Here is an 11,619-nt window from a genome sequence, read left to right as displayed (position 1 = left end):
ACCGCCACGACGCAGGTTGCCCCGTAGCGAAGCGAAGGGGTCGCGGACATCCGGGTCGTTTTTCTTTGGCCTACCTTTCTTCGGCCGGCGTACCGGTGACGAATCAAAGAAAGGTAGGTCGGCCGCCGGGCCGAGACCCGGCCTCGAAAGAAAACCACCCGGCAGGGGCAAAGACGGAACCCTGGCCCACGCCAGAAGGCTAACCCCGCCCCCTCATCACCCCCGCCAACAACGGCATCCCCGTCCTCCGAGTGAACTCCTCATAACTGATCGGCGCACTCATCCGCGTATCCGGGCTATTGGCCTGCCAGTGCGCCCAGGCACGCCCCGTGCTCGCGTCGTAGACCAGCTTGAAGATATGGCTGGGCACATGGACCTTGCCCGGCCCGATGGTGAGCGGCTGGCCGTCGAACACCGGCCCGGTGAACACATAGACATCGCCCTGGGCGCGCTGGGCGTAGCGGCGCGTGTCCTGCTCCACCTTGCTCCAGACGCCGCCGTTGTGGGTCTGGTCCTGCGGAACCATGTTGGCCAGGCTGAAGCTCTGGGCCATGGCCTCGGGCGAGTACATGTCGCCGGCCGGCGCCATGTGTCCGCGCGAGTAGCCGGAGCGGCGGTAGTCGTCCAGTTCGGCGCGCTCGGCGCGGGGCAGGCGGGCATCGGCATAGAACTTGTCGCTGCGCTTGAGGCCCTGGCCCTGGTCCAGCAGTTTGCGGTTCAGGCGCTCCACCACGAAGACGGGCGTCTTGGTCTGGCCGCTGTGCAGCACGGCGAAGGCGCTGAAGCACAGCTCGCGCTGCTGGGGCTGGACCTGCAGGGCAGGGGGCTCGCCACCGGGGAAGAAGTCACGGCAGTGCGAAAAGCCCGTGGCCATGCTGCCGGCTGGCGGGCTGCCGCCACCGGAGGCCGTGCCCGAACCTGTCTCCGGCTGCTTGCGCAGGTGCTCCAGCCCGGGGATGGGCAGGGTGGACAGGAAGGGCGGCTCGGGAAGCTTGGGGTGCCAGTTCGGGTCCAGGCTGCAACTGGCGATCTGGAAGGTGCCCGCTGCCGCCACAAGGGCGGCGAACATGGAGCGCCACAGTCCGCTGCGGCCGCTGCGGCCGGAGGCTTTCTTCTTGGAGGCGGGGGAGGAACTGCGCTTGCGCGCGGAAGGCTTCTTGTTCTTGACAGTCATTCGGGGGCGGCAGGCGCTGGCCGCTGGGAGGCAAGTCCGCGATGGCGCGGGTTCTGATTCGGGTCCTAGGAATTCTCCTATGTTTCCAGGCCCTCAAATGTGTCCAGGTGCTCCGAAAGCGAGCCGTGCGCTGTCGGTCTTCAGGCCTTGGGCTGGAGACGGGCTGCCCGGTGTTCGGACGGCGCGCCGAACCAGCACAGCGCCAGGGCCAGCACCGCGATTCCGCCCAGGGAAAGAAAGGCCGCATCAAAGCCGAAGCGCTGCGCAATCCAGCCCGCCAGTGCCGGGCTGGCGGCCGCGCCCAGGCCCTGCAGCGTCATCACGGCGCCCAGGCCTGCGTTGACGTGGCCGGTGCCGCGCAGCGTCTGCGCGACCAGGCCTGGCAGGGCAACGCCCAGCAGCCCCGCGCCCACGCCGTCGAGCACCTGCACGGGAATCAGCGCCCAGTCCGAATCCCAGGTGGCGGCGACCAGGCCGCGCAGCGGCAGCGACAGCAGGGTCGCCTTGACCAGCAGCCAGTAGCCGCTGCGCTGGGCGTGGCGCCCGGCGAGCAGGGCCATGGGGATCATGACCAGTTGCGCCACGATGATGGTCAGCGCCGTGAAGCCGCTGGGGTTGGCATGGCCGCGCGCCACGGCGGCCTGCCCCAGCAGCGGCAGCATGGCGGCATTGCCCAGGTGAAACAGCAGCATGGCCACGGCCAGCACCCGCAGCGCCGGCGTGCCCGTGAGCACGTGCAGCAGGCCGGGTGCGGAAGGCCCGGTCTGCTCTGGGGGGGGCGTGTCTTGCGGGGTTTCATCCAGCCGCATCAGCGCCAGGCAGGCCAGCGAGGCGCAGCCCATCAGGGCCATGAGCACGAAGACGGAGGGCAGTCCCCAGCGCAGGCCCATGGCCCCCGCCAGTGCGGCCGTGGCCACGTTGCCGGCGTGGTTCCAGGCTTCGTTGATGCCCAGTTGCCGGGGCAGGTCCGCATGGCCGGTGATCTGCAGCGTGATGCCCAGCAGGCAGGGTGCGATCAGGGCCGCGACCACGCCGGTGATGATCTGCGATGCCGCCGTCACGGCCAGCGACGGTGCGATCCAGATGGCCAGGTTGCCCGCCAGCAGCAGGGCGATGGCCGCGGCCAGCAGCCTGCGCTTGCGGCGCGAGGCATCGACCAGCGCGCCCAGCGGCGTGGTGGCCAGCATGCCCGCGATGCCGCCCAGGGCCATGACGTAGCCGATGTCGTCCAGCCGCCAGCCCTGGGCGAGCAGGAACACGCCCAGGAAGGGGCCCAGGCCGTCGCGTACATCGGCCAGGAAGAAATTGAGCCCCGGCAGCCAGCGCCGCGCATGGTGGTGTGTGCGGTGCATGGCGGCTTCCTTCAGCGCAGGGGGCCCTTGAACACGAAGAAGGCGCCCAGGCAGATGAAGCCGAAGCCCACCAGGTGGTTGAGGGTGAGCTTCTCGCCCAGGTAGAGCACGGAGAAGACGGCGAACACCACCAGCGTGATCACCTCCTGGATGGTCTTGAGTTCGGCCGCGCTGTAGACCTCATGGCCGAGCCGGTTGGCGGGCACGGCAAAGCAGTACTCGGCCAGCGCGATCAGCCAGCTCACCAGGATGACGAGGTACAGCGGCCGGTTCTCGAACTTCAGGTGCCCGTACCAGGCGAAGGTCATGAAGACGTTGGAGATCAGCAGCAGCAGGACGGGGGCGATCTTGGGGGACATGGTGGGGTTCGGTGAAGGCGGGAAAGCAGAACAGCAGGAAGGGACAGGAGCCCGCCCGGCCCCTGGGGCCGGGCGGTGGCGTCAGCGCGCGCGGTCGTACAGCGGCTGCAGGTCCGACAGGCTGGCACCCATGCTGGTGGCCTCCAGCGAGGTGCCGTGCGCGTTGCGCGTGCCCAGGCCCGAGGCGGCAAACAGCTGCCCCTGCTGCAGCGGCTGCTGCAGCGCATGGGGGGCGAAGCGCACGATGGCGCCGTCGGACAGGATGACGCCGTTGGCATCGCCGCGCGGGCCGGTGAGGACGACGTCAATGCGGCCCTGGGCCTGCTGCGTCTGCAGGCCGGCCATGCGCAGGTGCGGCGGCATGGGGCGGGCGCCGTCGCGGGCGGGCGGCTGGTCGTACACGGTCTGGCCGCTGGCCGAGTTCACGATGGCATCCGCCTTGACCGCACCACCGGCTTCGCTGCGGCCGATGATGCGCACCGTGTCGCCCACCTTCACGGCTGCCGTGAGCGCGTCGGACATATGCGGCGGGAACCGGACCACCGTGCCGTCGGTCAGGCGCAGGCCGTCCACCTCTCCATACGGATTGGTCAGCAGCCGGGCGACGGCGCTTTCGAGCACGGCCTGTGCGTGCGGCGCGCCAGGCCCTGCTGGGGCTGAAGGGGCCGAAGAGGCGAAGCCGCCGGGCGGCACGGCATGCGCATTCAATGCGCTGGAACCCAGCCAGAGGACGGCGGAGGTAAGAACAAATCGGGACATGAGGGCTCCTGGGTTGGCGATGGACACGCATCCGTCAATGCAAGTGCCATGCCATCAGGAATCCTCATGAAATCAATAGCTTGCAGCGGGCGCTGCGGGCCCGGTGTCCGATGCGGAGACAGCAGGTGTCGCCGTATCGGACACATGCGGTGCCGTCCGTGCGTGCGTGCGTCCGTGTGCCCATTGCGGCCTCAGCCCAGCCCGAACTCCGCCAGCTTGCGGTACAGCTGCTGGCGCGACAGTCCCAGGCGGCGCGCGGCCTCGGCACGGTTGCCCGTGGCGGCGGCCAGGGCACGCGTGACCATTTCGCGCTCCAGCTGGGCGACGGCGGCGGCCAGCGTGCCGTTCCAGTCGATGGCGGGCCCGTGTGCCACGGCAGGCTGCAGGCCGATGTGCTCGGCCCCGATGACCGGCCCGGGGCACAGCAGGGCCGCGCGCTCCATGGCGTTGCGCAGCTCGCGCACGTTGCCGGGCCAGTCGTGGGCCAGCAGCAGGCGCGCGGCGTCGGCACCCAGGCGTTTGGGCGAGGCGCCGCCGCCTTGGCGCAGGAAATGCTCGGCCAGCAGCAGCACGTCGCCCAGGCGCTCGCGCAGCGGCGGCAGGTGCACGGGCACGACCTGGAGCCGGTACCAGAGATCCTCGCGAAAGCGACCCTCCTTGACGGCGGCGGGCAGGTCGCGGTGCGTGGCCGCGATGATGCGCACGTTCACGGGCTGCGCCCGGCTGGCGCCCACGGGCGTGATCTCGCGCTCCTGCAGCGCCCTGAGGATCTTGGCCTGCGTGGGCAGCGGCATGTCGCCCACTTCATCGAGGAACAGCGTGCCGCCCTGCGCCTCGCGAAAGCGCCCGGCGCGGTCGCTGACGGCGCCCGTGAAGGCGCCCTTCACATGGCCGAAGAGTTCGCTTTCCATCAGGTCTGCCGGAATGGCCGCGCAGTTGACGGCCACGAAGGGGCGCTCCGCCCGGGCGCTGTTGCGGTGCAGGGCTCGGGCCACCAGTTCCTTGCCCGTGCCGGTCTCGCCCAGCACCAGCACGGTGGCGTCGCTGTCCGCCGCCAGGCCGATGCGCTTGAAGACCTGCCGCATGGCCTCGCTGCCGCTGACCAGCTCGGCTTCATCGCCATCCTGCTCCGGGTTCTGCGCCGGATTCTGTGCGGCGTTCTCGGGGCTGCCGGCCTGGCCGGCACTGAGCAAGGCGCGCTCCAGCACCTCGACCAGCGAGGTTCTGGCAATGGGCTTGGTCAGGTGGTCGAAGGCGCCCAGGCGCATGGCCTCGATGGTGTTGCTGCCGCTGGCATAGGCCGTGAGCATGATGCAGGGCGCCCGCGAGAGGCCGCGGGCCTTGCGCAGGAAGGCCAGCCCGTCCTCGCCGGGCATGCGCAGATCGACGATGGCCACATCCACCGAACCGGCCTGCAGCACCTGCAGCCCCGCCGCCACCGTGGGCGCCGCGCTGACCGCGTGGCCCAGGTCGCCCAGCATCTCGGCCAGGCTTTCGCGGAAGGCCGTGTCATCGTCCACGATCAGGATGCGGGCCATGGAAATTCCATTTCTATGCGTGTGCCTTGTGTTGTCTTGCCCAGCGCGATGCGGCCGCCATGGGCCAGCACGATTTCGCGCACCAGCGCCAATCCCAGCCCGGTGCCGCCGGGGCGCGCGGTGGTGAAGGGCTCGAACAGCGTGTCGCGCAGCTCGGGCGCAATGCCCGTGCCGTCATCGGCCACCCACAGTTGCAGCGGGCTGTTGCGGTGGGCGCTCCGGTCCGCGCCCAGTTCCACCCGGCCGCCGGCCGCCGTGTGCGCCAGGGCGTTGAGCAGCAGATTGTCCAGCGCCCTGGCCATCTGCACGGGGTCCAGCAGCGGGCGGCGCCCATCCTGCAGGTCCCGGGCAAGGCCGGCGGAAACCGCCGTTGCCAGTTGCACGCCCCTGGCCTGGGCCAGCTCGGCATGTGCCTGCAGCCTTTCGTCCAGCAGCTGCTGCAGGTCCACCGGCTCCGGTTGCACCCGGAAGGGCTGGGTCAAGGCCAGCAGGCTCGATACCAGGTCTTCCAGGCGCGCGGTCTGGGCCAGCACGGCCTCCAGTGCGCCCTGGCTGCGCGCTTCACGCAGTGGCGCGGGCGCTGCCAGCGCGGTCTCGGCCTTCATGCGCATGGTGCCCAGCGGGTTGCGGATCTCGTGTGCCAGGCCTGCGGACAGCCGGCCCAGGGTGGCCAGCCGCTCGGCGCTGAGCAGTTGCTGCTCCATCTGTGCCGACTGCCGCTGCCAGCGCCGCAGCATTCTGCCCAGCCACAGGCCCGAGACCAGGACCATGCCCAGCAGCAGGCTGACGGCAAGGATGAGGGGGTTGACCACGTCGGCGCTGATCAGGGGAACGCGCATCAGCGTCCAGGCCACCAGCCCGGGTGCGTCCGCCTGGGCCGGGCAGGCGGCAAAGACCACCGCCTCGCGCAGGCCGGGGCGCAGGTCGGTCACCAGGCCTGCGCCGTCCCGCGCGCGCTGGGCGGTGGAGGCGATGCGCTCCATCTCCGCACTGGGCGCATCGCGCTTGATGCCCGAGCCGTCGTAGGTGGGAAAGGCATAGGCCACCACGCCGGGGCCCTCGCGCCAGAAGCCGCCTTCCATGCCGGGGCGCTCGCGCAGCGCCAGGTCCAGCACGGCCTGCGCGGCGGACCGGGCCTGTGCGCTGGGCGTGTCCGCCATCAGCCCTGCCAGCCCCATGCGCGCGGCCCCGGCCTGCAGCGCGCTGCAGCTGACGCCTGCGGCGTCGCGGGCGCGGGAAACCTGCTGGTCGGTGCCCTGCCGGCTCAGCAGCAGCAGCAGCCACGCCAGCACCAGGGCGACGGCCGAGATGGTGAGCCAGAGGATCACCAGATCCCGTTGGATGGACTTTTGCGGGGACAGGGCCGGCTCCTGAAAGTGATGCGCTGGAACATACACCGAAAGGGGGTCCGCGCCTGGCAGCCAGGGCCGCGTCGCCCTGCGCGGCCGCTGCGAAAGTAACGCCGTGGCGCGCCGGCGTTACGTGACATCGCCCGTAACGCCGCGGGGTGACATGGCGGCGGCTGTGCTTGGGTGTCCAAATAAATCAATAGGTTACAGATGGCTTTGCGTTGGATGAAGAAGTCCAGGCCCATGGCACGCTTGTTGCAACAGGATGCAAAAAGTTTGTCGCAGTGTCTGGAAAACCGGGTGCTGCGCCACCCGCCCCATCGATCGCAGTCTTTCGGAGGAGAAACCATGGCCGCTCTCTCGTTGTCGCTTGCAGGCGTGGCCCTGTCGCGACTGCGCACCAGCCCTGACAGGGCGCGCAGCAAGCCGTTGAACGTGCCCGCCTCGTTCGTGTCTGCCGCCTTGCCGCGCACCCCTGCGCGCGAGGCGGGCGACGGAAGCCTTCATGCGCAGACGGCGCCGGTGGCGCTGCTCACGCGCGTGAGCGAGGGCGTGCGCATCGTGCGGCGCAACGATGTGATCGCGGCCCAGGCCGGCGCCGTGCTGCAGCAGGGCGACCGCGTCATCGTGCCCCAGCAGGGCGGCGCGCAGGCCGTGTTCCAGGAGCAGGACGGGCAGGCGCTGCTGGGCAGCTTCGCGGGTGGCACGGACGCCACGCTGGCGTATTTCAGCCGCAAGGCGGATGCCTGCTCGGTGGTCTTTGACCTGGTGGCCGGCCATGTGGACCTGGCGCTGTCGGCCGTGGATGCCGGCGTGCTCGGCGGCGGGCCGTCCGGCCGGGGGCGCAGGGCGATCGGATTTCACTGCTATTCACAACCCATTGCAGGCCGTTGAATGAAGGAGCACACCATGCACGACGACATCATCGAAGCTCCGCCCGGCGACACCCCCGTGGACCTGGCCATCTGGCTGTCGCCCCTGCAGACCTGGCGCAGCGTCTACGGCAACGGCTTCTGCGACGAGGCCATGCGGGCCTGCGTGGAGCGGCTCACGGGCCTGGGCATCGATGCCGAATCGTTGGAGCGTGCGGGCGACACGGTGCTGGTTCGGCGGTTCGATCCCCGCACGATGGCTGACACGGTGCTGCCCGGCAATCAGGCCCGGCATGGCTGGATGCATGCGCTGGAGTCCGCCCTGGTGCGCGACCCGGTGGTGGACGGCGCGCGCCAGGCCTATCTGCGCGCCGAGGTGCAGGCGCTGGGCTGCGTCTCCCTGACGGGCCTGCATGAGATACGCGGCAAGGGCCACGCCACGGCGGGCGTCCAGGACATGGCGGTGCGCAGGATGCACCCCAGGCTGATCAAGGCCTACCAGGCCGACATGCAGTTGGCGGGCCGCCTGCTGGACGATCTGCGGCTGGGCCACCTGGCGATGGCATTCCAGCCCGTGACGCTGCTGGAGCCCGCAGGCATGGCAGGCGGGGGCAGTGGGGCCGGCGCGGGCCGCACGCTCTACCACGAGTGCCTGCTGCGCCGCAGCGTGTTCTCTGCCTACGACAACTACGCCGTGCCCCACGCCATCGAGGCGCTGGAGCGCCTGGGCCTGGCCGCGCGGCTGGACCGCAGCGTGCTGTGGTCGGTGATAGGCGCGCTGGAGATGAAGACCGGCCACAGCCTGGGTTGCAATCTGTCGGCCGCCTCGTTCTGCGACGACGCCTGGTGGGACGGCGTGTTCGACTACCTGGAGGACCGGCCCGAGATCGCCCAGCGCCTGGTGCTGGAGATCACCGAGACCGGCGCCTTCCCCTGCGAGAAGGCCGCGCTGGGCCTGGTGCGGCACCTGCAGATCCTGGGCGTGCGCGTGGCGCTGGACGACATCGTGCCCCGGCGCGGCGGCCTGGACATTCTGGGCAAGCTGCGCGCCAACATCGTCAAGATCGACAAGTCCGTGCTGGACCAGAGCCTGCAGGCCCGGCCTTCGGCCCGGATGATGCAGGGCCTGGTCAGCCTGTGCGCCGACCGGGGCGCCTGCGTGATCGTGGAAGGCATCGAGTCCGCCCAGGGCCTGGAGGCCGTGGCGCTGGCGGGAGCCCATGGCGCGCAGGGCTTCTTCATCGCCCGGCCCTCGCTGCATGGCCTGCTGGACCAGGTGGTGCGCGTGGAAGACGTGCTGGAGGTGCTGGAGGCGACCGAGGTGCAGGACGGCGACGAGCTGGACATGGCCCTGAGCTGGAGCGGCATGGAGCGCATGTCTGCTCTTGTGGCGGCCTCCACCGTGTCTGGTTGAGCCGAGGTGTCGGCCGCCGAGACCGGCATGGGCACGGGATTTTTCCTGCGGGCGCGGGCCTGAGGCCTGGACCGATCCCGGCCCTGCGCGGCACCTCACTCCAGCATCAGCGGGCTGGCCTTGCGCCGCGCCATGGCCAAGCGGAACAGGTCCATGAAGCGCGGGGCCACGTTGGAGATGTGAAAGCGCTTGCCCGTCTCGCGCGCGGCCCGGCCGTAGCGCTGGCGCCGGGCCGGGTCGTCGCGCAGCTGGCGGATGGCGCCTATCCAGGCGTCGTCGCTGTCGGGCAGCAGCAGGCCGTTGACATCGTTTTGCACCAGCTCCGGCACAAAGCCCCAGTTCGATCCGATCACGCAGCCGCCGCGCGCCAGGATCTCCATCAGGCCCCAGTTGGCCACGCCGTAGCGCAGCGGGTAGAGGAACAGGTCCACCGAGGCCAGCGTGCGCGCGAACTCGTCATACGGCAGCTTGCCCGGGAACTCCACCACCTGGGCGGCCGGGTGGATCTGCAGAAGATGGTCGCGAAAGCTGGCCACCTTGCCCTGGTAGCGGCGCTCCACCCACTGCTGTTCGTAACCGTAGGTCACGGCCGTGGGGTCGCCCAGGGCGATGAAGCGCATCTGCTGGCCATCGCCCTCGCGCACCAGTCGATCGACCAGGCGCATGAAGGTCTCGAAGCCCTTGGAGCTGGACAGGTCGCGCGATGAGAAGGCCACGGTGAAGCGCGTGTCCTGGCGCGGCGGCGGCTCGGCCTGCTCGTCGGGCGCCTGGATGTCGAAGCCCTCGAACTGCACGGCCACGCGCTCCTGCAGCAGCGGCGGGAACAGCGAGCGCGCATGGGCGCTGGGCGTGATGGTCAGGTCGCTGCACAGCACCTGGTGGTAGTGCAGCATTTCCATGTTGCGGTCGGCCAGGCGCTGGGACAGGTCGGGCGGGTAGTCGGGCTCGTTGCCGTGCACGCGGTAGCTGGGGAACTCGATGTAGCTGACGATGGCGGCATCGATCTCGCCGTACAGCAGGTTGGGTGCGGCCCACAGCGAGTGGGCGACCACCACGTCGATGCGCTTGCCCTTTTCCTTCTCGAAGGCCTGCAGGCCCTGCAGCAGGCCGCGGCCTATGCGTGCCGAGCGCTCCACCTTGCTGGAGTAGTAGTAGCTTTGCGGGCCGACGATGTCGCCATCGGGCCGGAACGACAGCAGGTGGTCGCACTGGCTGGCGTAGTTCTCGGCATGGCCGGGCATGGTCATGAACCAGCTGTCGGCCGCGCCGCTGGCGCGAAGGTGGCTGCACAGCAGGCTGTACTGGCTGGGGTAGACGGCGCTGACGAAGATGATGACCGGCTTGTCCTGCATGTTCGTGGAAGTCTCCATGGCGTGGGGGGATGGGGATGTGTCGGAGGGCGTGCTCAGCCCGGCACGGGCACTTCGGGCTCGCCGTCGCTGATCTGGTATTTGCGCATCTTTTCCCAGAGCACCTTGCGGCTGATGCCCAGGTGCTGGGCCGTGTTCTGGCGCTTCCAGTCGTTGGTGTTGAGCGCCGCGATGATGCGGTTGCGCTCGTCCATGTCCCAGTTGCTGCGGTCGGCCAGCAGGGGCTCGGCGGCGCCCGCGTCCGGCGGGAAGGTGGTGGCCGACAGGGCCTGGGCGTGCTGCAGGATGCGCTGCGTGGCGCCGTCGGCGTTCCAGTCGCGCGTCTGGCGGGCGGCCACGCCGATGCGCTCGGCCAGGTTGCGCAGCTCGCGCACATTGCCGGGGAAGTACATCTGGGCCACGGCGTCGAGGATGAAGAAGGGCGCCTCGCCCAGCTCCTTCATCGTGGCCTCGCCCACCACCTTGCGCAGGATGGCGTGGAAGATGGCCAGCTTGTCGGCCTCGCCGCGCTCCTCCAGGCTGGGGATCTGCAGCTCGATCACGGCCAGGCGGAAGAACAGGTCGGCCCGGAAGCGCCCCTCGCGCACCAGCCCGCGCAGCGGCTTGTTGGTGGCCGCCACCAGCCGGAAATCCAGCCGCACGGCGGCGGCCGACCCCAGCCGCGTGATGGCGCGCTCTTCCAGCACGCGCAGCAGCTTGACCTGCTGGTACAGCGGCAGGTCCGCGATCTCGTCCAGGAACAGCGTGCCGCCGTTGGCCTGCTCCAGATAGCCCTTGTGGGCATTCACCGCGCCCGTGAACGAGCCCTTGGCATGGCCGAAGAACAGGGACTCGAACAGCCCGTCCGGGATGGCGCCGCAGTTGACCACCACGAAGGGGCCCTGGCCGTAGCGGTTGTTGCGCTCGTGCAGCCGCTCGGCAATGCGCTCCTTGCCCACGCCGGTCTCGCCGATGATGAGCACGCTGTGCTCGCAGTCGGCAAAGGTGTCCACGTCGCGCAGCAGGCGCTGCATGCAGTCGGCCACGGCGATGATGTCCTCCGAGCGCTGCACCTGGCGCTGGTTGCTCTGCATGCGCCGCAGGATGCGCACCAGCATGGCCCGCAGCTCGGCCCCCGTGAAGTCGAAGGGCAGCACATGCGAGTACTCCATGGCATAGGTGCCGGCGTTGGCGTCGCGCTGCTTGGCGCTGACCCACAGCACGGGCATGCCGAAGGTGCCCTCCACGCCCTGGCGCGTGAAGCGCGCGCCCTCCAGCACCGAGACGCTGACCACGGCAATCGCATTGCCCAGCTCGCTGGTGTCGGCGGGCAGGGTCAGCCCGTCGGCGCGCACCACGTCCACGCCCAGGTTGAGCACGCAGCGCTCCACCCGCTCGGCGATATCGGCCTGGCCTTCCCAGACATAGATGACGAGCTCGTCCAGATTCACGT

At 69.9% G+C, this 11,619-nt stretch carries 10 protein-coding genes; 2 read left to right on the top strand and 8 right to left on the bottom strand.

Translation table 11 applies throughout. The annotated features are described in order from the left end of the window. Positions 1-199 precede the first annotated feature (199 nt). The 6 genes from KDK82_RS29545 to KDK82_RS29520 form a co-directional block, all read right to left on the bottom strand. Entirely contained in the window at positions 200-1,174 is a 975-nt protein-coding gene (locus KDK82_RS29545; protein WP_088166974.1) for a DNA/RNA non-specific endonuclease, read from the bottom strand. A gap of 140 nt (positions 1,175-1,314) precedes the next feature. Further along, positions 1,315-2,526: an MFS transporter gene (locus KDK82_RS29540; protein WP_088166973.1), complete on the bottom strand. Its 1,212-nt coding sequence runs from the start codon at positions 2,524-2,526 to the stop codon at positions 1,315-1,317. A gap of 11 nt (positions 2,527-2,537) precedes the next feature. Further along, positions 2,538-2,885: a DMT family protein gene (locus KDK82_RS29535; protein WP_012203978.1), complete on the bottom strand. Its 348-nt coding sequence runs from the start codon at positions 2,883-2,885 to the stop codon at positions 2,538-2,540. An 81-nt stretch (positions 2,886-2,966) separates the two neighbouring features. Beyond that, positions 2,967-3,644 (bottom strand): hypothetical protein, encoded by a 678-nt coding sequence (locus KDK82_RS29530; protein ID WP_088166972.1) that lies wholly within the window; start codon positions 3,642-3,644, stop codon positions 2,967-2,969. A gap of 191 nt (positions 3,645-3,835) precedes the next feature. Continuing rightward, positions 3,836-5,182 (bottom strand): sigma-54 dependent transcriptional regulator, encoded by a 1,347-nt coding sequence (locus KDK82_RS29525; RefSeq protein ID WP_088166971.1) that lies wholly within the window; start codon positions 5,180-5,182, stop codon positions 3,836-3,838. Next, positions 5,167-6,579: a PAS domain-containing sensor histidine kinase gene (locus KDK82_RS29520; protein WP_179217998.1), complete on the bottom strand. Its 1,413-nt coding sequence runs from the start codon at positions 6,577-6,579 to the stop codon at positions 5,167-5,169. Before KDK82_RS29520 ends, KDK82_RS29525 begins: the two co-directional genes overlap by 16 nt. Before the next feature lie 300 nt (positions 6,580-6,879). Here KDK82_RS29520 and KDK82_RS29515 point away from each other — a divergent pair, with 300 nt between their 5' ends. Then, entirely contained in the window at positions 6,880-7,425 is a 546-nt protein-coding gene (locus tag KDK82_RS29515) for a hypothetical protein (RefSeq protein WP_088166970.1), read from the top strand. 15 nt (positions 7,426-7,440) lie between these two features. After that, on the top strand, positions 7,441-8,817 hold the full coding sequence (locus KDK82_RS29510; protein ID WP_088167008.1) for an EAL domain-containing protein: 1,377 nt from the start codon (positions 7,441-7,443) through the stop codon (positions 8,815-8,817). Positions 8,818-8,912: 95 nt separating this feature from the next. On the opposite strand, the gene KDK82_RS29505 is transcribed toward KDK82_RS29510, so the two are convergent. Both KDK82_RS29505 and KDK82_RS29500 read right to left on the bottom strand, forming a co-directional pair. Then, the gene (locus KDK82_RS29505) at positions 8,913-10,187 is read right to left on the bottom strand and encodes a glycosyltransferase (protein ID WP_179217997.1); all 1,275 of its coding nucleotides are present in this window, start codon (positions 10,185-10,187) and stop codon (positions 8,913-8,915) included. Positions 10,188-10,222: 35 nt separating this feature from the next. Continuing rightward, positions 10,223-11,617 carry a sigma 54-interacting transcriptional regulator gene (locus KDK82_RS29500; protein WP_013803762.1) on the bottom strand — a complete coding sequence of 465 codons (1,395 nt, stop codon included), beginning with the start codon at positions 11,615-11,617 and terminating at the stop codon, positions 10,223-10,225. Between the last annotated feature and the right edge of the window lie 2 nt (positions 11,618-11,619).

The sequence above is a fragment of the Delftia sp. K82 genome (genome assembly GCF_002193035.1).
GTDB lineage: Bacteria > Pseudomonadota > Gammaproteobacteria > Burkholderiales > Burkholderiaceae_C > Comamonas > Comamonas acidovorans.
The sequence above is the reverse complement of the archived record's forward strand: the minus strand, read 5'-3'. Positions and strand labels throughout refer to the sequence as shown.